This is a genomic window from Sinorhizobium americanum, from assembly GCF_001651855.1.
GTDB classification, from domain to species: Bacteria; Pseudomonadota; Alphaproteobacteria; order Rhizobiales; family Rhizobiaceae; genus Sinorhizobium; species Sinorhizobium americanum.
Genome location: NZ_LNQC01000068.1, coordinates 38,009 through 57,774 on the forward strand (window position 1 = coordinate 38,009; position 19,766 = coordinate 57,774).

Genomic DNA, 19,766 nt, shown 5'->3' on the forward strand with positions numbered 1-19,766 from the left:
CCGTGCAATACCTTTTTGCATCAGCCCTATGGGTGATGACGAAATGAAACCGGCACCTTTCGAGTATTTCGCTGCAAGGTCTGCGGCTGAGGCGGCTGAGGCGCTTGCCGCTGCGAATGGCGACGGCAAGATCATCGCGGGCGGCCAGAGCCTCATGCCGATGATCAACGTCCGTCTGGTGAAGCCCACGATCCTCATCGACATCAACCGAATTGCCGGCCTCGATCGCATCGAAAAGCACGGTGAACGGCTGGGCATCGGGGCGACGGTGCGGCACCGCATGACCGCGACGGATGCGCTCGTGCACCGGCACATCCCCATCCTTCACGATGCCATGCATCACGTGGCGCACCTGACGGTCCGCAATCGCGGCACGTTCTGCGGCAGCGTCTGCCACGCGGACCCGGCCGCCGAAATGCCGATGATGACGCTCCTCCTTAACGGCATGGTGACCGCCCTCTCGATCAGAGGCGAGCGTCGGATCGCGGCCTCGGAGTTCTTCGTCGGCTCGCTGATGACAGCGCTTGAACAGGACGAGTTCGTCACATCGATCGAAATCGACACGCTGCCGCCCGAAACGGGATGGGGGTTTGAAGAGTTCTCGCGGCGCCACGGCGATTTTGCCCTCGCCTCCGTTGCGACCACATTGCGGATCATCGATGGCGTCGCACGTGACGTCCGGTTCGGCATGATGGGGGTCGGGGAGACGCCGCTACGCCTGCCGGACATCGAAACGCTGATCGAAGGCCAGACGATCTCGGAGACATTGTTGCAGGACGTTACGGAAGCCCTTAAGGAGCTCCTGCATCCCAATACCGATATCCATGCATCCGCCGACTATCGCAGGCACCTGGCCGGCGCGCTTGCACGGCGTGCGCTGCGCGACGCCTGGGCGCGGGCAACCCTTCGCAAGGACGGTGCAAATGCCTGAAAAGAAGATCACTCTGAGCGTCAGCGTGAACGGCGTGGTCCACACCGCGACGGTTGAACCACGCATGCTGCTTAGCGATTTCCTGCGTCACGAGCTTGGCCTCACGGGAACGCATGTCGGCTGTGAGCACGGCGTCTGCGGCGCGTGCACCGTCCTTCTCGACGGCCGGAGCGCGCGGTCGTGCCTGACGCTCGCCGTCCAGGCCGACGGCGTAGAGATCGAGACGGTCGAGGGACAGGGAAGCATCGACCGGCTCGGCCGTATCCAGGAAGCGTTCCGGCAACACCACGCCCTGCAATGCGGCTTCTGCACGCCCGGCTTCATCATGGCGATCACCGACATGCTGCGCCACCATCCCCTCGAAAGCGACGATCAGATCCGCGAGGCGCTCTCCGGCAACATCTGTCGCTGCACGGGCTATGAACACATCGTCAACGCCGTGCGGGAGCTGGCGAAAGAAAGAGGGCCTTTGACATGAAGATGCATTTTCTCGCCGGCGGCCGGCTGCGCATGCGCCGCTCCATCTTCGTGCCCGGCGTGGCGAAGGAAGAGACGATCCAGCTGCCCGTCCATGCGACCCTGATAAGGCACCCGAAGGGAAACGTGCTTTTCGATACCGGCTGCAACCCTGACGCTGCCACGGATCCGCAAGCCCGCTGGGGCGGGCTGGCCAAGGTAATGACGCCGATATTCGATCAGGAGCAGACGGTCGTCCGGCAACTCGCAACCCTCGGTCTTGAGGCCGATGACATCGACGTCGTGATCTGCTCGCACCTGCATCCCGACCATTGCGGTTGCAACCAGCATTTCGGCCGCGCGACGATCCTGTGCCATGAGGCCGAGGTCGCCGCTGCAAAAGCCGACGGCGCCGAGAACCAGGGCTATCTGAGACCTGAATGGGACCAACCGCAAGGCTTTCAGACCGTCAGCGCGGAGCACGACGTCTTCGGCGACGGGCGCATTGTTCTCCTTCCCATGCCAGGTCATACTCCCGGCATGACCGTCGCGCACGTATCGCTTCAGGAAAGCGGTACCTTCGTCCTCGCCTCTGACGCCGCGCCCCTTCAGGCCAATATCGATGCGGGCGTCGCGCCGCGAAACACGTGGAACATGGAGCTCGCCGCGGCGGCGCTCGCGCGCTTGAAGGCCCTGCGGGACAAGGGCGCGACCATCATCTGCGGACATGACGATGCGCAGTGGCAGGCCCTGCGGAAGGGCGGGGAGTTTTACGAATGAGCCTCAGCGACCATTCCGTCGAACTCCGCCCCAAGCTTGTCGGCCAACGGGTGAAGCGCACCGAAGACCCGCGGCTGCTTGCAGGCGTAGGCCAATATGTCGACGACATGGCGCCGGCCGGAATGCTGCATGTCGCGCTGCGCCGCTCCGACCAGCCACATGCCCGTATCCTCAACATCGATGTCGGCGGGGCATTCTCCGTTCCCGGGGTGATCGCCATCTACGATGCGAGCGATCTGGATAACGACGTCACGCCGGCGATCCCCACTTCCCGCATGCCCGACTATTACGCCACGCCCATCTGGCCGCTGGCGCGTGGCAAGGTGCGCTATGTTGGCGAACCCGTCGTCGCCGTCGTCGCGGAAAGTCGATACGCCGCCGAGGACGCGCTGGAGCACATAACCATCGACTACGAGCCTTTGCCTTTCGCGATCCGGCAAATCGACGCGGTGAAGGACGACGCCCCGCTGCTCCACGAGGAGGCCGGCACGAACACGATCATCCGCCGGGAATTCAAGCGCGGAGACGTCGATGCCGCATTCGAGAGCGCCGCGGTGACCGTCAAGGGCCGGTTCCGAATGACGCGCAAGACGGCCGTCGCCATGGAGAACCGATCCTACCTTGCCGAATGGGATCCGCGAAAGCAGGCGCTGACGCTTTATACTTCGTCGAACATCCCCGGCGTCATCCGGGATGTCCTGTCCGGATGCCTCGACTTGCCCGGCACGCGCCTGCGGGTCGCCGCGCCGGATGTCGGCGGCAGTTTTGGCGGGAAAGGGTCATTATATGGAGAGGAGCTCCTTGTCTGCGCCCTTGCTCGCAAGCTTAAGCGCCCGATCAAGTTCATCAGCGATCGCCTGGAAGACCTGTCCGCGACCAGCCAGGCTTTCGATGAACTGATAGGAGCCGAGCTCGCCGTCACGCAGGACGGGATGCTGATCGGGCTCAGGGCCGACGTCATCGGCGATGTCGGCGCCTATTCGATCTATCCCTGGACCGCTGCCCTCGAAACCGTGCAGGTGGTGAGTTTTCTGCCCGGTCCTTACAGGATGGAGCATTACCGCGGCCGTATCCGAGGTGTTCTCACCCCCAAGCCGCCGACCGGACCCTATCGCGGCGTCGGCCGGCCATCCTCCACATTCGCGATGGAACGCCTGATCGACATGGCAGCGCGCAAGCTTTGCATGGATCCAGTCGAATTTCGCCGCAAGAACCTCGTCAACGCCGAAGAGTTCCCCTATCGGACCGCCTCCGGCATTATCTGGGACAAGTCGGCGTTTCAGGAGTGCCTGGCAGGCGCTTGCGCGCATGTCGATTATCCCAACCTCCTGCTCGAAAGGGATGAGGCACGGCGGAATGGACGCTGGGTCGGTATTGGCCTTGCAAGCTATGCGGAACTGACCGGCATCGGCTCGCGCATCTCCGTCGCTCCCGGCATGCCCATCAACACCGGCACAGAAACCTCGAAAATCGAGATCGATGCGACGGGTGCGATCACCGCCGCCTTCGGCATCGCCTCGCACGGACAAGGTCTTGAGACCACTCTTGCTCAGGTGATCGTCGACGAACTCGGCTGCAAGCTCGAGGATATCGAGGTCAAGCATGGCGACAGCGCGCTGGTGCCGATGTCCAGCGGCACCTATGCCAGCCGCTCGGCGGTTCTCGGCGGCGGTGCGGCAACCCTCGCCGCGCGTGTCGTCAAGGGCAAGGTGTTGCGCGCGGCCGCCTATCTTATGGAGCAGAGCATCGACGACCTCGACATCCATGCCGGCATCGTCACCAGTCGAAACTCGAATCGCTCGATGACGCTCAAGGAAATCGCATCGGCCGTCTATTCGCAGATGGGGCGTATTCCACGCAATCAGCGCGAGGACCTTGCCGCATCGGAGACCTATGATCCCTATCTCGGCACCGCCTGTTCATCCACCCACCTCGCCATGGTGGAGGTCGACCCTGAAACCTATGGCGTCAAGGTCCTGCGTTATGTGGTGGCTGAGGATTGCGGCAAAATCATCAATCCAATGATCGTCGATGGCCAGGTGCAGGGCGCGGTGGCGCAGGGCATCGGCGCGGCTCTTCTCGAGGAGATCGTGCACGACGACCAGGGCCAGGCCGTAGCGGCAAGCCTTGCGGACTACCTCGTTCCGGTGGCGACCAATGTGCCTGATATCGGCATTGTGCATATTGAGGCGGATTTGCCCAACAATATCGGCGGGTTCCGCGGCATGGGCGAAGGAGGCACGATCGGCGCGCCGGCGACGATCGCAAACGCCGTATCCGACGCGCTTTCCCACCTCGACATCTCGGTGGAAACACTTCCCGTTACACCGGAGCGGATATTCCAGATGTTGCAGGCGCGCCGTGATCCCGCTGCTGCCGTCACAGATTGAACGGATACCGCAGAATGTAGTCCGTATCCTTCACCGTGATCTGCTTCTTACATTCGGAGCAAACGACGATTGCCGAAAAGTCCTGCCCGCAGGTCTTGTGGCGCAGGCGCATCGGAGGTTTGCCCTCCGCAAGCCAGCGGTCTCCCCAAGCCATCATCACCAGCATCGGCTTATAGAGATCGAGCCCCATTTCGGTAAAGCGATACTCGAACCGTTCGCTTGAACCATAGGGAACCTTGCGAAACACCTCGGCCTGCACGAGGCGTGCAAGGCGGTCGGCAAGGATGTTCGTGGCTATGCCAAGGTTCTCCCGCATCTCCTCGAAGCGGCGGACACCAAACCAGCCCTCCCGCAAGATCAGGAAGCTCCATCTGTCGCCGATGATCCCCAGCGTCCGCGCGACAGAACAGGGCCGCACCCGTTCCAGAAGCGTGGGATCGGAACTGCGGCGCGAAGTCGGGCGCGTATCAACGGGAGCGTAACCCGCGCCAGGCCCATCGCGGGGAGCGACATCTCGCGCCGTGAACGGCTCCAGGCACTCGCCGCAAACAGTGACCGGACGGCAGGCGCAGCCGCAACTCTTGTGAATCAACTGCAGGGGCGGCTCGCTGCCGCCCGCCAACCATTTGTCGCCGAACTCCATCAGAGACAGCATGGTCGGGAAGAGATCCTTTCCTCGCTCCGTCAGGAAATATTGCTGCCCGGGCTCGTTGGGCCGCCGTCCCACGCTCATGATCTCGTTTGCGACCAGGGCGGACAAGCGCGAGGATAAGGTCTGCCGCGGAATGCCCAGTCTCTGCTGGAACTTATCGAACCGACGGACCCCGAAATACGCTTCGCGAAGAATGAGGAAGTTCCACGTATCGAGGACGATCTCCATCGTACGCCGGACGGATGACTGCCGCTGCAGCGGCACCGGCTTCGACCCATTGGAGGGCTCAGGGATCAGCGTGTCTTTATTCAACATTCAGAGAGTACCCGGTCGCATCATCAGACAGCAGTCATGCATCCGGCTATAAGTTAGGTCAAGAAGTCTAATAATGAAAGTACCGAGATGGAGGATTGGCCAAACCGAATTGTACCGAGCCCAGCAAACAACAAGTCCAAGGTGCCCTTAAAGGTTCAGGTTTCCAAGGCCAATGAGAACCGGCTTCAGCGTGCGGACTTCGCTAATCAGAATGGCCGAATCCCGAGCCGGAAGCTGCTATGACCGAGCCTGCAGGTGCTCCTCAATGAGTGAGGTCGCAACATAGCACAAGCGGTGGCACTTCACGTTTCAGAACTCCCGCTAAGCTGACTGAAGCGCGCGCGGAACATCGCGACGTTGCAGCGATTGGGTGTACAAACCGGGAGGCTGTCGAATGTTAGCCATTGCGCGAGGTCCTGTTGCAAATTGCACCCTGCCCTCCGACCAGCGGATCCGTGCGGCAGGCCTTGAATTTCGGTCGCTGCACGGCCGGAGCAGCCCGTTCACATCAGCCATCGCCAGCTGAACGATTGCGAGTCTGACGACGACGGCGGTGCTCTCCGTATTGGCCAGATTGGAGGGACGAAGCATTTTCCAGCCAGCCAATGCCACGAGCCAATGGCTTCATGGCGAGAATGCCGGCCACGTCAGGGTCGCGGACGCGAAGCACACGTTGCTCGGCTACTGCACTCATCACCTGTCGGCGATCTTTTGGGCTCTGCCCTTCGAAGCATGGCTTTCGGCCGACCGCTCCGGGAAAGCGACCTTCACACTGCGCAAGGCGGCGATAACTGCCGCGATTGCCTACCTGGTCGACTAACTGGTTCCGAAGCGGCTGACCCCCGGTTGGGAGACCGTTCTCTCGAAGAGATCGATTGGACTGACCTACGTCGCACTGGCGCTCGGTCTGGCGGCGGGAGCCATGGTGACACGGAAATCGCAACACCCGAACCAAGCCCCAAATGAAACGTCCTGCCTGACCGGCGCCGAGGCGGCATTGCGGTATCCCCAGTCGAGACAGGCCAGTCAGCGATACCTGCCCATCAGCTTCGATCCGGCGCGAGATTGCAGATTTCCAGCTTCGGTGCATAGAAAAGATGCCTCGACGCATGCCGCCATAAAGCAGTTCCTTGCGGAACTCACATATTCCGCGTGACGCAATGCTTCGCGACAGGCTCGAACGGCACGTGCGTGCAGCGGTCCATGGCTCGGCCATTCGTTCTCCAGGAAATCGAGGGCATCATACGGCCCGCAGAATTGACGTCTCATGCCGTTTTGCAGCGTTACCCACAGGGGTCCACGCCAACGCGCTTCCTTCATTTTCGGACCTCCTCAAAGGTCGTACTCAGAACCGCCAACCCATCCTGTTCGTTCCCTACACTATAATGATTCTTCGCCGGTGGTTACCGTTCCGGCGCGACAGCGCGCCAGGTCCGGTTTAAGCCAGCCGTTTTGTTTCGCAAATGGCAGATATGCATAAGGGAGCGGTGTTTTAAACGCCCTCAAAAGAATGCCGCTCCCGCCGCTATCACAGCGGCTTCCCAGTTCATGGCTTGTAAAATAGGCAGTGTCCGTTTCACGCGCGGGCACTGCTTAGCCGCGGCAGTTCCGCCGAAGCAAGCGAGACTCGAAGCATGATGATATTCGATGACACGTGGAGGCGGCGCTAGCTCGTGCCTGCGAAGAACTCCAGATGACGCGGGAAGAGCTGATGCGCGTGCTCGTTCGCGAGTGGCTGGAGTCCTATGCTTACCTGCCCCTCAACGAGGACGAGGGCAGCGAGACTGCGGGAGGCGCGTAGGTTACCACGGCTGAAGCCAGAGTCACACAGCTCCTTTTGTGCGCCAAGCTGTCACCTTTTCAGGCGAAGACGGCGGGTGCTATCATCCTTCTTCATGATGGATGAACTGGCCCTCATAGAAGATCACCTGGCGATGGCTCGCAGGCACGTAGCCGCCGGCGCTCGCCATGTGGTGCTTCAGCGCGAAATCGTAGCCGGATACCGGAGACCTAGAAGCTTCCTACAATGCTCTAGACCTCGCGATATCGGTGCCACAGTATGGAAGCATAATCGACGGGAAAGACAGCGCGGCCGTCGAGATAACAAAGAAAAAGAAGCAGCACCCGAGGGACGAGGTCACTCCGAGACGACAGGTGGCCGCCCTGCCGTGTCGCGTCTCTCATCATACCGAAAGGGTGGCGAAAGGGAGGCCAGAAGCAATAGGACTCCGCCGCGAGGGAGCCCCTCGAGGAGGTTGGCGTTGTCGGCGAAGTCTCAAGTAAAGCGGCAGGCAGCTACACGTATTGGAAGCGCGGCGACGGCGAATTTGACGTCAAGAGACGGCTGGGAAGAGTACCAATGTTCTTGAAGGAGTGGACCTGATGGGGTAACAGTGCGGTCCGCGGCGTTACAGGCTGTCCACAATGCCCCCTTCAACGCGCAGCGCGGCACCCGTGGTGGCCGAAGCCTGGCGAGAGCAGACATAGACCACCATGTTGGCGACTTCGTCCACGGTCGCCGCTCGCCTAATAATGGAGGACGGCCTAGTCGACAGCACGAAATCGGCTGCCGCAGCCTCCAATTTTTCACCTGTCTCGTCGCCTTCTACGTGCAGCATCCTCGCGACGCCCTCGGACAGCGTTGGCCCCGGCAAAACCGAGTTTACAGTGACGCCCGTTCCGGCCATGCGCTTGGCCAGACCTCGCCCGATTGCCAACTGCGCCGTCTTAGTGAATGCATAGTGAATGGAGTCCGCCGGGATATTGAGCGCCGCCTCAGAGGAAATGAACACAACCCTGCCCCAGCCCCTATCCTCCATTGCCGGCAGATACGCCCGACATAGTCTAACACCGGAGAGAATGTTGACTTTAAATAGCTCTTCCCAGCGCGCATCGTCGGTTTCGAAGAAATCCCGGGGCCCATAGATTCCGAGATTGTTGACGAGGATATCACAGTCCGGGCAGGCCGCGACGAGTTCTGTACAACCTTCGACGGTGCCGAGATCCCCTACGAATCCCTGAACCAATGCTCCGGGCGCCGCCGTCTGAACGGCAGCTCTAGCGCGATCAATGGCGGATTGCGTTCGGCCATTGATCACGACATTTGCCCCGGCGCCGGCCAACCCTCGCGCGATCGCCAGCCCGATGCCCGACGTGGAACCGGTCACGACGGCTTTCTTCCCGGATAGATCGATCTTCATGCCAACACGCTCCTTGCCGGAATCCGCGCAACTGAATTTTTCAAATTGCTCTGATGGTTGTTCTGCCTCGGCCCAATGCCGCACGGCGAAATCGCCCTGGGCGGCACTCCAAGATGCGAGTCTATCGGCTTCACGTTGCGGTTCAATCGTCAACGCTCAGGCGGCGTCCGACGAGAAGCCGAAATAGGCGGCATCCAGCGCCGACGTGTCTGTCAGCTCCTCGCGATCACCTTCGAGCACCACCTTGCCGTTGCGCAAAACATAGATCCGCGAGGCGAGTTCCATTACTCGCCCCGTCGACTGCTCCACGATCAGCAGTGTCAGGCCTGTCTCGTTCAGCTTTCTCAAGCTGTCATACACCTGATCGATCACCAACGGTGCCAGGCCGAGCGACGGTTCGTCAATCATGAGGAGCGCCGGCCGCTGCAGAATCGAACGCGCGATCGCTAACTGCTGCTGCTCTCCTCCAGATAAGTACCCCGCAACTCCCTTGAATCTCTCCCGCAGGATGGGGAACGTATCGAGCACCATCTCCATATCGGAGCGCACGTCTGCAGAATCCTTCCGGATCATCGCGCCGACTTGGAGGTTCTCCTGTACGGTCAGCGTCTTGAAGATATGCCGGCCTTCAGGGATCAGCGCTAGGCCGCGGCGACACAATGTCTCCGGGCCCCGCCCGTCGATGCGGTCGCCTTGAAAGCGGATTTCCCCCGCCGTAGGTGTCATCAGACCCGAAATCGTCTTCAGCAACGTCGATTTGCCGGCGCCATTCGGGCCCACAACGAACACCACTTCGCCCTCTTTCACTGTGATGTCGACGCCCTTTAGGGCGGTCAATCGGCCATACCCGGCGACCATTTGCTTTACTTCGAGCATAACTCTCTCCACCTACCGAAACTTGCGTCAAAGGTTGTTTCGTCACCGATGACAGTTTGCGGAGCGCGCCAATCGAACTTGGCCGACGCCGGCGACGGTTCCGTCGTCGCGAACAGACCACGGCCACCGGAGCTCTTTTCCGCCCATTATACCAGCCTTTCGGAATATCAGGATCAGCAGCATGATGCCGGCTAGGATCAACTCCTGAGAACCGGCCGGGATCGACATCTGCATCGACCCCACCGAGAAGCCGACCTCCGCACGCCGGAATAGCTCAATGACGACGCTGATGAACGTGACGCCAACCACCGCGCCTGCGAGGCTTTGCATGCCGCCGATCACCAGCATAGCCACGATCAGGAATGTATGGTTCAAGAAGAAGTTCGCGATGGATACTGTCCCCATGAAGTGGGCGAACAGCACACCTGCCAACCCGGCCACGAAACCGGACAGCGTAAAGGCTATTAGGCGCGACCAATAGAGCGAAGTGCCGGAAGCCTGCGCCGCGACCTCATCTTCCCGCGTGGCGCGAAGCATCAAACCCCAGCGCGACACTTGATACAGATATGCGATGACAATCACCAGAGCGGCGCATCCAAGCGCTATCCAGATCGTGACATAGACAGGCAGTCCGACGATCGTGGAGCTTCCCATCGTCACCGTCGTCCAGTTCGAGTAGATGACGTTCAAGATGAACATCAGAGCCAAGGTTGAGATCGAGGCGCTAAGGCTCGAGAGGCGCATCAGAATCAGACCGGAGGTGAAGGCGACAACGCCTGCCAATCCGATTGAGGTGAGCGCCGCCGGCAATAGAGGAAACGTGTTATCCCGAATGAAGGCCGGCAATCCGGACATGGTTATGGGCTTGAGCATCGCGCAGCACGTTTGCCAGGCCGTCGCATAGGCGGCGATCGCGCAGAACGTCATGTGCCCGAAGGAGACGATCCCAGAGTTTCCGGCGAAGATGTAGAGGCCGATGGCGAATACAAGACGTATCAGCGCTTCGGTGGAGACGCGTTCCACGCCGGCCGATCCGAACTGATCGATCGTCCAAACCACTCCGGCAAGCGGGACGACCAGCGCGAGGACTGGGAACAGGCGTTCAAAAATCCGCATTAGACTCTCTCCTTCGCAGCGCTGGTCACGATCAGCCCCTGCGGACGCACAAGCAGAATGAGAATGACGATGGTGAATACGCCGGCATCGCGGAACGGCCGCATCTCTTCAGGCAGATAGGCCTGCAGGAAAACGCTAAGGATCCCGACAATGTAACCGCCCAACACGGCCCCCGGCAGAGATCCGATGCCGCCGATGACGGTAGCAAAAAACGCATAGACCGTGGGCATAATACCCATCCGGATGTCAAGCGTTCCAGTCTGAATAACGAACAGCAGGGAGATCACGCCACCGAGAATACCGCTGATCGCGAATGCGATAGCGATGACCCTGTTGGCTGCAACCCCGAGGAGACGCGCCATCGAGAAGTCTTCAGCGGCGGCGCGCAGTTGAATCCCGATAGAGGTTCGCTTCAAAAACAACACCAGCACGATCAGCAGCAGCAAGGCGACCGTCATGGTGAGGAATTGCACACCGCCGACCCGAAGTCCAAAAATATCAATGGGCCGAGTCAGGGCGGCGCCGATACTGACCGACTTCGGACGGCCGCCGTGGAACATGATGATGAGGCTCTGCAAAAAGTAGCTAACCGCGAACGATGAAATGAGAAGAGTGGTTGGATCGGTATTGCGCAGCGGCCGGAATGCAACCCGTTCGGTGATAAGCGCGAGCACAGTAACGCTTAGGACGACGCAGAAAATCATCAGCGCCCAAGGCAAGCCGCCGAACATCATGCTTGGGGTCGCAGCGGCGGTTGGGATCACCAGCGAGTAGGCTCCTACCGTAAGATAGTCCGCCTGCGCAAAATTGATCAGCTTCATCACCCCGAAGACTAGGCCGATGGCGAGGGCCACGAGCGCATAGAGGCTACCAAGCGCGACTGCGTCGATAAGAACCTGGATAAAGTAAGCCATGATGAACCTATATCACTGCATTTTTTTGGGAAGCGCGATCGCCCAGATAAGCGCGCAAGACATTGGGGTCATTCCTGACCTCTTCCGGAGAGCCCTCAGCAAGGCTTCGGCCGCCATCGAGAACGTGAATCCGATGACATACGCCCATAATGACCTGCATGTTATGCTCGATCAGCATGACGCCGCAGCCAAAATTCTTCGGTATGCCTGTGATCGTCTCCATGAGGAGCTCACATTCCTGCTCGTTCATTCCGGATGCAGGCTCATCCAGAAGGGTGAAGGACGGCTGCAACGCAAGCGCCCTAGCGATGCTGATGCGGCGCTCGTCGCTGTAGGGCAATGAATCGCATTGACGGTCGTGACCGTGCCGATAGCCGATCCAGTCGAGAATGTCCCGCGCCTGGGAGGTCGCAGCCTTGCGGGACAGACCGATGCCAAGGCCAGCTACCGTCAGGTTCTCCAGGACCGTGAGCTTTCGGAAAAGCCGCGCCGCCTGGAAGCTTCGGCCGATTCCGGCCTGCGCCATCTTGCGGGGGCTCAGGTCGGACACGTCCCGGCCATCCAACTCGATCGTTCCGGGCTTCGGCTTCTGAAATCCGCTGAGGACATTCACCAGTGTGGTTTTTCCGGCGCCATTTGGCCCGATCAGACCCAAGATGTCGCCGGCGTTCAGCGTCAGTGTTACGCCGGTAAGAGCCTTGATGCCCCCGAAAACGACATGGACGTTCTTCGCCTGGAGCTTTTGCTTAGGGGATTTCGCCATAACGATTCTTTGTTCTTCCTAATACACGATGACCAAGCTTGTCGCAGCTGTCGCTACGGATGCAAGTCCTTGGTGGAAATCCTGCAACCAGCCCGCTCCAATAAGCCCACGAGCAAGGCGAGGAGGCTTCGCCGTTTCGGGAAGACAGGCGTTCGACCGAAGCATGCGTCGGATGCCTGTCCGAACACCCGATCAAGTCACGGACAACGGACAGTTGGATTGCGCGACGAAAACCGCGCAATCTAATCAGGCACAAGGCGGCTTACTGGCTGACCCGGAAAAGCAGTTTGAAATCGGGAGCAAAGCTGTTGCGGAAGATTTCCACCGCCTCAAAGCTTCCGTCTACGACCTTCGAGACCAGCAGCGGACGATCGACCTGAATGTGCATTTCAGGGGTATACGAGGTCGGTCCGCAGGTTGTCGGCTGATCTTTGAACTGGTTCATTACCGCAAGGACAGCTTCCGTATCGGTGGACTGAGCCTTCTCCACGGCCGCCGTCCACTGCTCGATTGTGCAGTATCCGAGAACCGAGAATTCGCTCACCGGCAGAGTACCCCATCGCGCCTTGTAGGCCGCTAGGAACTTCTGGATCTCTGGACGAGGATCTCCCTTGATGGACATGATCGCGGGAACATAGAAGTCCTTGAGACCAGGTACACCGCCCAGCCAGAAATCGCCTCCCATGCCGGTGTCGGCGAATATCGGCATGTCGATGTTCGCGGCGCGGAGCTGGCGAACAGCCGCCGGACCTTGGGGCATCGTAGCGCACAGGAACATCATGTCAGGCGGGGTCTCGAGCCCCTTGATCCGCGTGACCTGAGCGGCGATTGACGCATCCTCCTTCTGAAAGGTGTCACGTCCGAGGAGCTTGCCGCCCTTCTTTTCCCATGCCGCTATGAAGCCCGCGCATGCGGCCTTCGTTGCTTCAATGGAAACATCTTCCAACATGTAAGCTGTTCTCGCGCCCATCTTGTCATAGGCATATTCGGCAGAGGTGATGCCGGAGATCTGCGAAGCCGAATGGGCTGTAAACACGTTAGGTCCGACGCCTTGGGCCCCCATCTTGGGATCGCTAGCGCCCGTCGAGATGGCAATCAGGCCAGCGTTTTGGGCGACCAGCGCCGCAGGCGAGCCGTAGTCATAGTCGGGTGGCACGACGAGCATGTTCGCGCCCCAGTCGACGAGTTCGGAGGCTACAGACCCCGTCAGCGTGAGGTCGGTCTTGGTGTCGAGAACCTTATATTCAATTGGGCGACCCAGAACTCCGCCAGCCTTGTTAATCTCCTCGATCTTCATCACCGCAGCCTTGTGCGGCTCCTCGTCGTAAGCAGCCAGCCAGCCCGACAGAGCCGTGGCGAATCCTACCTTGATTGGCTCCTTGGCGTCCTGCGAGAGAGCCGACGAGCTCGAAAGTGCGAAAGCCAAGCCTGCACAAATAAGATGCCGTAAAGTCTTCATCGTAAGTCTCCCATTTTTGCCTCATCTCATGCTTCGCTCAGGCATGGTGAAAGGCGCGTTCCCAGGACGGTCGATGAACTGAAATCACATCCATCGACTTAGTTGATCCCCGCCGCGTTGGTTTCTTGGCGACTATTAGCGCACGGACATGTTAGTCATATCGCGGGAGCTGTTCTAAGAAAGGTCCAATATCTTACAAAAGCATGGGTCCAGTTGAACTGGCGCGACGACCCACCGAAAACAGGAACCATCCGTGGACCGCGTGATGATGTCTCGAGGAGTTCTCTAATCGCCGTTGTCAAGCCGGGCTCGGCTGGATCGACGATCAAGCTCATGGTTCTCTTCGAGGTCGGCATTTCGACCGCCTCATCAAGGCTTGCCGGAGAGCCGCCGCCCAGTAGTCACCAGTGTTTTGCTTGAGCAAATTGATGAGCGGGCTGCTCAGCGCTCCCGCAACATGACCTTGAGACCATCACAACGATGAGCGATGATCCACTCATCAGCCTAACGCTGCGACAAGCTGATCCTTTTCTGCCTCACTAGGAGGTACGAGGTCGCGCGACGGCAGTAGACCTCTTTTCGCTACGCTGGATTGCCGTCTGGAGGGGGAATATTCGCGCAGTCGTAGAGGTCACATTCAGGCAGAAGCCAGAAACTAACGGATTTCCGCATCCCTCTTGGAAAGGCCAAGAACTATGCGTTCTGAAATTCCGCGACCGTGGTTCGAAATGCGCGATTGACAGCCTCTCGCATAGGCATTTCGCGCACCGACGCGGATATGATCTCCACGCCCCATAGACGATCGTATTCCAAAGCCTGCATGGTTCTGATGAAACCGCGCAGGTCGAAATCGCCTTCACCGCAGAATCGGCGATTGTTGGCGCTGTCTTCCGCAAGCGTCCCCGCCACTTCCGAAGCAGCGTCATTCAGCTCGACGGCAAATATCTTGTCGATTGGGATGTCTCGCAACGATTCAAGCGATGCGCCGCTTCGCTCGACGTGCCAGATATCGATGATTATGCCGCCGGCGTCGTGGCCGGCCGCATCGACAAGCCGGAACGCGTCGAACGGCGTCGAAAGCGGGGACATCGGCTGGGGTTCGAACGCGACCTTCGTGTTTACGTCCGCCGCGTGATAACACAGGGTTCTGAATTCACGCACGATGTCCTCGAACGGACGGCCCAGGGGGCTATAGTCGCAGCGTGCTTTCACGTGAATGGCGTCGAGCGAAGCGGCGGCCATGAAAATCTCCTTGCAAGCCTGATCTGCCCTTTCGCGCGCCGATCCCTGCTCGTACCACCCTCGCAGCATCTCCAGTTCGATATGCCTGAGTCCGAACTGGTCCATGATCGCCTTTGCTTCCTGAAAGCCGATACTATCCCTTACCGCGACCAGATCATCGTAATTCAAGCCAATGCCCACAAAACCTGCGTCGGCGGCAGCCTTGACGCGATCGCTGAAAGCTTCCGGACTTCTTTTGTTGGTGGAGAGCGGTCCAACCGCGCCGGCCGTCGTCCAGCAAGAAGCGAGCAAGCTAGGTGATGCCATCTCAGTCTCCCGATTTCGCAGCCCCATGCACTCACCGCCCGGACTACACTGCTGCTTGTGGACCTTCTGGAAAGCCCACGGAATTTCTTGGAGATACTACGCGACGCGGCTGGCGCTAGGTCCAAGAAACGCAAAAAGGGAAGGGCCAATTAAGCGGCCGCATCTCGGCGACGGTCGACTATTCATTCCAATTTGGCCGATGCGGTACGACAAGCCGGTCGAGGACCGGGCCGAACTGGCCGCGACGGGATAGTGCGAAAGCTTTCGTTCGAGCTGCCTGGCGAACGTCTTCCAGGATCATGTCCGAGCCCTTCTCGCCGATCGCCATCGAAATGGCGCTGTTTGCACTGGGCACCTGTGGGATTATCGATGAACCGACGACCCTCAGATTATCGACTCCGATTACGCGAAGGCGAGGATCGACCACGGCTTCCGGGTCAATGCCCATTTGCACGTGCCGCACGCGTGCGAGATGCGGCTGGCGTTTTCGCGGACGAACGCCGCCCACTCGTCGTCACTTTGCACGCGTCTGCCCCGGCTGTACTCATCCACGACATAGGGGCAAACGCTTCGGCGTGACGCGGAAGCGCCAACTTCGCTCCGGCCATCAGGGTGTCTAGATCGTGACGATCGCTGAACAGGTTCATCGCGATGTTCGGGTGATCGAGCGGGTCGGCGGAGCGGAGGGTTACATCGCCCCGGCTTCGGGAGCGATTGACATTGGGCTGCAGCATGACTGCTAGGCGTGTAGTCGAAACCGAAGGCGCAGAACTGGAACATGATGTCCGGATCGACGAGATCCGTTCGTGTCTTCACGAACGCAAGGGCCGAATGGACATAGCTTGCCGGTCCGCCGAAGTTAAGGCAAAACGCAAGCCATGCTTGATCTGGCCGAGCAGATTGTCGTCCATGTTGGCGGTGCGCGTGTTCACGAAGACCTTTCCTCCTACTGCCGGATGGTGGTGAAGGTTGCGCCCAACTCCCGGACTGTTCTGCAGCACCTCGATGCCGTTGTCGCGCAGGTGGTCGCCTGGACCGATGCCGGAATGCATAAGAAGCTTAGGCGAGTTGAAGACGCTTGCGCTGATGATCACCTGGTTCGCGTTTTCAGTGAGTAGGCGACCGTCGACTTCAAACTCGACGCCGCGCGCCGCGCGGCCTTCGAACAGGAGGCGCCTGACGAGCGCCCCGGTCACGATCTTGAGATTTTGCCGGTTGCGAACTGGATGAAGATAGCCCCGCGCGGCGCTGAACCGAAACCCCATTTTCTGGGTTGCGTAAACGATCGAAGTGCCAATGGGATTCTCCCCATTATATGCCTTGTTGTACGGGACCCCCATCTCCTCCATGGCCTTTACAAACGCGTTCGAAAGGTGTGGGGACAATTTGCGGGCTGGCTGGCGGCCACATCAACGCGAGGCCGCCATCACGGCTCATTCAAACACGAAGGACGCCGAAGCCGACTTCTCGACCGCCTCCCAATGCAGGTCGCATCCTACCCCTGGCTGGTCGGTCATCTGGAAATTACCGTTCTTGATCGTCGGGAAGTCCCGCAAAAGGCTACGCACCGGATCGGTGCCAGTGTGTTCGGGAATATATTCAACGCCCATGATCGTCGGATGCGCGCATGCGATATGCACATGAAGATAGGGAAAGACGTGCGGCAGCGCCTGGCGGCCGTGCGCCGAAGCGAGAGCTAGCGCATTCATTGCCGCCGTAATGCCTCCGCTGGCGGTGGCGTCCACCCGCAGAATGTCGACGTTCTGAACCAGGTCCGCATATCCATAGGGGTCGAGGATGTCCTCACCGACGGCGATCTGAGTCCTCAATTTCGATCTCAGCTCCCCGACAAGGCGCCACTGCTGAGGCAGGAACGGGTCCTCGATGAATGCGAGGCCGCAATCATCGATCCGACGGCAGGTTTCCAGCGCCTCAGATATTGTCCTCCACGACCAATGGGCATCTACCGCGAACGACACCAGATCACCGAGGTCAGAGCTGAGCACTTGCAGATATTTGCTGTTTGCGACCGCATCCGTGCCTTTAATCATGACCTTGATCAGGCTTTCGCCTTGGTCCCGGTGCTGCCTGATCTCTTCCTCGATCTGCTCCAGAGGCCGATTGCTGTAGGAGAAGCCCAAGATCGGAATGGAACGCACTTCTCGACGGAACCCGCCGAGCAGGACATAAAGCGGCAGCCCGGCCGTCTTGGCCGTGAGATCCCACAGAGCTATGTCGACCAGACTCGAGCTTCGCACGTAGGAAGCCTTGGCCGGAACACGCAACGACTCGCTCTCGACGTTGAATTCTTGGCGCATGAGGGCATTTCGGCCAAGCAAGCGCGGAGCGAGCGCCTGCAGGCTCTCGAAGACCTGGCTGCCGCTCTTGTAGCCGATGGCAAATCCCTCCAGTCCGGATTCGGTCACCACCCGTAAGCAGACATAATCGCGCGTGGTCACCGGAACGGTCCCCAAATAAACAGGCCGTTCCAGGGGCAGACTGCAGCTCGCAATCTCGACCCGCCTTATGATAGCGCCTCTATCCATCACGATTTGCACTCCACAAACTTGCATCTGGTTCAAAAAATTGGCGTGACATTGCTGCGGTAAAGACTGACAGAATGTGCGGTTTGCTAAGTGGCTTATATTCCGCCCATGCAGACATATTTCATCTCCAGATAATCCTCGAGCCCGTGGCGGGATCCCTCGCGGCCGATGCCGGATTGTTTGATGCCGCCAAAGGGAGCCGCCTCGGAAGACATCCGGCCAGTATTGATGCCGACCATGCCGTATTCGAGCGCCTCCGCTACACGCCAGATGCGCTTGAGATTCGAGGAGTAGAAGTACGCAGCAAGCCCATAGATCGTATCATTGGCTTCGCGCACGACCTGTTCGGCATTCTCGAAACGAAAGATGGGCGCGACGTGGCCGAAGGTTTCCTCCTGCGCAATACGCATGGCGGCAGACATGGAGGTGAGAACCGTCGGCACGAAGAATGTCCCCCCAATGCGAGACCTTCGGCCGCCGCACCGGATCCTGCCGCCCTTTTCAACTGAACCGGCAATATGCGCATCGATCTTTGCAAGCTCATGCGTGTCGATGAGCGGGCCGACAGCAACCTCCGGATTGAACCCGTTGCCGGCGGAGAGGCCGCGCACGCGCTCGGTAAATTTCTCCGCGAATTCGTCGTGAACACCCGCCTGCACATAGAGCCGGTTCGTTGAAACACAGGTCTGGCCAGCATTGCGGAACTTGGCCTGGATGGCGCCGTCGACAGCCGCGTCGACATCAGCGTCGTCAAAAACGATGAAAGGCGCATTGCCACCCAGCTCCAAGCTTACCTTTTTCACCTGATCCGAACATTGCCGCATCACGAGCCGTCCCACTTCCGTGGAGCCGGTGAAGCTAATCTTACGCACCTTCAGATTTGAGCAGAGCTCGCTTCCGACGGCACCGCCCTCCGAGGCGTAGATCAAGTTCACAACGCCTTCGGGAAAACCTGCTTCTTGGGCAAGCGCAAACATCGCGCCGGCGACGAGCGGCGTCTGTTCTCCTGGCTTGAGCACGATCACGCAACCCGCGGCAAGCGCCGGCGATATCTTGCGTGCCACCATTGACGCCGGAAAGTTCCAGGGCGTGATTGCGCCGATAACACCGATCGGCTGCTTGATTACCAGCATTCGCCGGTCTGTCGACGGGGCCGAAATGGTTTCGCCGTAGTTTCGGTTGGCTTCCTCGGCGTACCATTGCAGATAAGCGGCGGCGTGAGACACTTCCGACCTCGCCTCGCCGAGGGGCTTGCCCATTTCCGCGGTAAGGATGGACGCCAAGTCATCTGTGTGCGTAACGATCAATTGGTGCCAGCGCCAAAGCATGTCGCTTCGGTCGCGTGCCGTCATGGCGCTCCACCCCGCTTGCGCCGCATAAGCTCGGTCGATGGCCGCCCGCGTCTCCGCCGGGCCCATATCCGGCAGCGTGGCGAGAAGCTCTCCCGTCGAAGGATTGAAGACGTCAAAACTGCGATCGGTAGAGAGATGTCCGAGATAGGAACACTTGTCCAGGCTCGCAAACTTCTCACGGGCCTTCAAGTGACGTTTAAGGGCATGCGTTATTGGCATGTTCGCTCCCCATTCGGTGCCCGTCGCATTAGAGCCGGGAGGAGTGGTCGTCAGCTTCGGGGATTGCCGGCGTGCTGATCGCTTCCGCCCGCTTCCAGCAACACTACACGATTGCGGCTATCGGCGCTCAGCCGGTTCGCTAACACACAGCCTGCCGACCCCGCAGCGACGATGATGAAGTCCCACATTCCAGCCCCCCTTTATGCCAAAGCTAACGGCCGCGAGACGGCGCAAAAAGGTCCAAGATCC

General features: G+C 59.6%; 19 protein-coding genes and 1 pseudogene. 5 read left to right on the plus strand and 15 right to left on the minus strand.

The annotated features are described in order from the left end of the window. The first annotated feature begins 43 nt into the window (after positions 1-43). Genes ATC00_RS20325 through ATC00_RS20340 form a run of 4 tightly spaced genes read left to right on the plus strand, consistent with a single transcriptional unit; the run spans position 44 to position 4,557 of the window. Positions 44-931 (plus strand): FAD binding domain-containing protein, encoded by an 888-nt coding sequence (locus tag ATC00_RS20325; RefSeq protein WP_064254163.1) that lies wholly within the window; start codon positions 44-46, stop codon positions 929-931. Further along, positions 924-1,409, plus strand: a complete 486-nt coding sequence (locus ATC00_RS20330; RefSeq protein ID WP_064254135.1) for a (2Fe-2S)-binding protein — start codon at positions 924-926, stop codon at positions 1,407-1,409. The genes ATC00_RS20325 and ATC00_RS20330 overlap by 8 nt, the downstream gene beginning before the upstream one ends. Continuing rightward, complete coding sequence (locus tag ATC00_RS20335; RefSeq protein ID WP_064254136.1) at positions 1,406-2,167, plus strand: N-acyl homoserine lactonase family protein; 762 nt, start codon at positions 1,406-1,408, stop codon at positions 2,165-2,167. The genes ATC00_RS20330 and ATC00_RS20335 overlap by 4 nt, the downstream gene beginning before the upstream one ends. Beyond that, positions 2,164-4,557, plus strand: a complete 2,394-nt coding sequence (locus ATC00_RS20340; RefSeq protein WP_064254137.1) for a xanthine dehydrogenase family protein molybdopterin-binding subunit — start codon at positions 2,164-2,166, stop codon at positions 4,555-4,557. Before ATC00_RS20335 ends, ATC00_RS20340 begins: the two co-directional genes overlap by 4 nt. Here ATC00_RS20340 and ATC00_RS20345 read toward each other — a convergent pair. Further along, on the minus strand, positions 4,547-5,437 hold the full coding sequence (locus ATC00_RS20345) for a winged helix-turn-helix transcriptional regulator (RefSeq protein WP_161951933.1): 891 nt from the start codon (positions 5,435-5,437) through the stop codon (positions 4,547-4,549). The two genes, ATC00_RS20340 and ATC00_RS20345, sit on opposite strands and share 11 nt — an antisense overlap. Positions 5,438-6,077: 640 nt before the next feature. On the opposite strand from ATC00_RS20345, the gene ATC00_RS33205 reads away from it, so the two are divergent. Further along, entirely contained in the window at positions 6,078-6,344 is a 267-nt protein-coding gene (locus ATC00_RS33205; protein ID WP_174556972.1) for a hypothetical protein, read from the plus strand. Positions 6,345-6,550: 206 nt separating this feature from the next. Here the strand turns inward: ATC00_RS33205 and ATC00_RS31360 are convergent, their stop codons facing one another. From ATC00_RS31360 to ATC00_RS34100, 14 genes and pseudogenes are all read right to left on the minus strand, one after another. Beyond that, complete coding sequence (locus tag ATC00_RS31360; protein WP_072642928.1) at positions 6,551-6,844, minus strand: DUF982 domain-containing protein; 294 nt, start codon at positions 6,842-6,844, stop codon at positions 6,551-6,553. A 1,088-nt stretch (positions 6,845-7,932) separates the two neighbouring features. Beyond that, entirely contained in the window at positions 7,933-8,724 is a 792-nt protein-coding gene (locus ATC00_RS20355; RefSeq protein ID WP_037381142.1) for an SDR family NAD(P)-dependent oxidoreductase, read from the minus strand. Positions 8,725-8,880: 156 nt separating this feature from the next. Beyond that, on the minus strand, positions 8,881-9,600 hold the full coding sequence (locus tag ATC00_RS20360) for an ABC transporter ATP-binding protein (RefSeq protein ID WP_037381140.1): 720 nt from the start codon (positions 9,598-9,600) through the stop codon (positions 8,881-8,883). A 42-nt stretch (positions 9,601-9,642) separates the two neighbouring features. Then, positions 9,643-10,716 carry a branched-chain amino acid ABC transporter permease gene (locus ATC00_RS20365; RefSeq protein ID WP_037381137.1) on the minus strand — a complete coding sequence of 358 codons (1,074 nt, stop codon included), beginning with the start codon at positions 10,714-10,716 and terminating at the stop codon, positions 9,643-9,645. Continuing rightward, positions 10,716-11,630, minus strand: a complete 915-nt coding sequence (locus ATC00_RS20370) for a branched-chain amino acid ABC transporter permease (protein WP_037381135.1) — start codon at positions 11,628-11,630, stop codon at positions 10,716-10,718. Before ATC00_RS20370 ends, ATC00_RS20365 begins: the two co-directional genes overlap by 1 nt. A gap of 7 nt (positions 11,631-11,637) precedes the next feature. Beyond that, complete coding sequence (locus ATC00_RS20375) at positions 11,638-12,393, minus strand: ABC transporter ATP-binding protein (protein WP_037381132.1); 756 nt, start codon at positions 12,391-12,393, stop codon at positions 11,638-11,640. Between the two features lie 262 nt (positions 12,394-12,655). Beyond that, a complete protein-coding gene (locus ATC00_RS20380) occupies positions 12,656-13,852 on the minus strand; it encodes an ABC transporter substrate-binding protein (RefSeq protein WP_037381129.1) in 1,197 nt (398 codons plus the stop codon). A 693-nt stretch (positions 13,853-14,545) separates the two neighbouring features. Further along, positions 14,546-15,427, minus strand: a complete 882-nt coding sequence (locus ATC00_RS20385) for a sugar phosphate isomerase/epimerase family protein (RefSeq protein ID WP_082912455.1) — start codon at positions 15,425-15,427, stop codon at positions 14,546-14,548. Positions 15,428-15,578: 151 nt separating this feature from the next. Then, positions 15,579-15,848 (minus strand): GMC oxidoreductase, encoded by a 270-nt coding sequence (locus tag ATC00_RS33855; RefSeq protein ID WP_064254140.1) that lies wholly within the window; start codon positions 15,846-15,848, stop codon positions 15,579-15,581. Further along, positions 15,838-16,134 carry a GMC oxidoreductase gene (locus tag ATC00_RS34095; protein ID WP_072642929.1) on the minus strand — a complete coding sequence of 99 codons (297 nt, stop codon included), beginning with the start codon at positions 16,132-16,134 and terminating at the stop codon, positions 15,838-15,840. The genes ATC00_RS33855 and ATC00_RS34095 overlap by 11 nt, the downstream gene beginning before the upstream one ends. 78 nt (positions 16,135-16,212) lie before the next feature. After that, positions 16,213-16,785 carry a GMC family oxidoreductase N-terminal domain-containing protein gene (locus ATC00_RS20395; protein WP_268801739.1) on the minus strand — a complete coding sequence of 191 codons (573 nt, stop codon included), beginning with the start codon at positions 16,783-16,785 and terminating at the stop codon, positions 16,213-16,215. Between the two features lie 48 nt (positions 16,786-16,833). Beyond that, positions 16,834-17,973: a mandelate racemase/muconate lactonizing enzyme family protein gene (locus ATC00_RS20400; protein ID WP_234782377.1), complete on the minus strand. Its 1,140-nt coding sequence runs from the start codon at positions 17,971-17,973 to the stop codon at positions 16,834-16,836. Positions 17,974-18,041: 68 nt separating this feature from the next. Then, positions 18,042-19,517, minus strand: a complete 1,476-nt coding sequence (locus tag ATC00_RS20405; RefSeq protein WP_064254143.1) for an NAD-dependent succinate-semialdehyde dehydrogenase — start codon at positions 19,515-19,517, stop codon at positions 18,042-18,044. Positions 19,518-19,570: 53 nt separating this feature from the next. Next, positions 19,571-19,705: pseudogene (locus ATC00_RS34100) on the minus strand (GMC family oxidoreductase N-terminal domain-containing protein); the annotation flags it as partial. Positions 19,706-19,766 lie beyond the last annotated feature (61 nt).

What these genes read in the sequence shown, in the direction of transcription:
- ATC00_RS20325 (WP_064254163.1), top strand. Translation starts at nt 44, where the DNA reads ATGAAACCGGCACCTTTCGAGTATTTCGCTGCAAGGTCTGCGGCTGAG.
- ATC00_RS20330 (WP_064254135.1), top strand. Translation starts at nt 924, where the DNA reads ATGCCTGAAAAGAAGATCACTCTGAGCGTCAGCGTGAACGGCGTGGTC.
- ATC00_RS20335 (WP_064254136.1), top strand. Translation starts at nt 1,406, where the DNA reads ATGAAGATGCATTTTCTCGCCGGCGGCCGGCTGCGCATGCGCCGCTCC.
- ATC00_RS20340 (WP_064254137.1), top strand. Translation starts at nt 2,164, where the DNA reads ATGAGCCTCAGCGACCATTCCGTCGAACTCCGCCCCAAGCTTGTCGGC.
- ATC00_RS20345 (WP_161951933.1), bottom strand. Translation starts at nt 5,437, where the DNA reads ATGGAGATCGTCCTCGATACGTGGAACTTCCTCATTCTTCGCGAAGCG.
- ATC00_RS31360 (WP_072642928.1), bottom strand. Translation starts at nt 6,844, where the DNA reads ATGAAGGAAGCGCGTTGGCGTGGACCCCTGTGGGTAACGCTGCAAAAC.
- ATC00_RS20355 (WP_037381142.1), bottom strand. Translation starts at nt 8,724, where the DNA reads ATGAAGATCGATCTATCCGGGAAGAAAGCCGTCGTGACCGGTTCCACG.
- ATC00_RS20360 (WP_037381140.1), bottom strand. Translation starts at nt 9,600, where the DNA reads ATGCTCGAAGTAAAGCAAATGGTCGCCGGGTATGGCCGATTGACCGCC.
- ATC00_RS20365 (WP_037381137.1), bottom strand. Translation starts at nt 10,716, where the DNA reads ATGCGGATTTTTGAACGCCTGTTCCCAGTCCTCGCGCTGGTCGTCCCG.
- ATC00_RS20370 (WP_037381135.1), bottom strand. Translation starts at nt 11,630, where the DNA reads ATGGCTTACTTTATCCAGGTTCTTATCGACGCAGTCGCGCTTGGTAGC.
- ATC00_RS20375 (WP_037381132.1), bottom strand. Translation starts at nt 12,393, where the DNA reads ATGGCGAAATCCCCTAAGCAAAAGCTCCAGGCGAAGAACGTCCATGTC.
- ATC00_RS20380 (WP_037381129.1), bottom strand. Translation starts at nt 13,852, where the DNA reads ATGAAGACTTTACGGCATCTTATTTGTGCAGGCTTGGCTTTCGCACTT.
- ATC00_RS20385 (WP_082912455.1), bottom strand. Translation starts at nt 15,427, where the DNA reads ATGGGGCTGCGAAATCGGGAGACTGAGATGGCATCACCTAGCTTGCTC.
- ATC00_RS33855 (WP_064254140.1), bottom strand. Translation starts at nt 15,848, where the DNA reads ATGGGCATTGACCCGGAAGCCGTGGTCGATCCTCGCCTTCGCGTAATC.
- ATC00_RS34095 (WP_072642929.1), bottom strand. Translation starts at nt 16,134, where the DNA reads ATGCTGCAGCCCAATGTCAATCGCTCCCGAAGCCGGGGCGATGTAACC.
- ATC00_RS20400 (WP_234782377.1), bottom strand. Translation starts at nt 17,973, where the DNA reads ATGCAAGTTTGTGGAGTGCAAATCGTGATGGATAGAGGCGCTATCATA.
- ATC00_RS20405 (WP_064254143.1), bottom strand. Translation starts at nt 19,517, where the DNA reads ATGCCAATAACGCATGCCCTTAAACGTCACTTGAAGGCCCGTGAGAAG.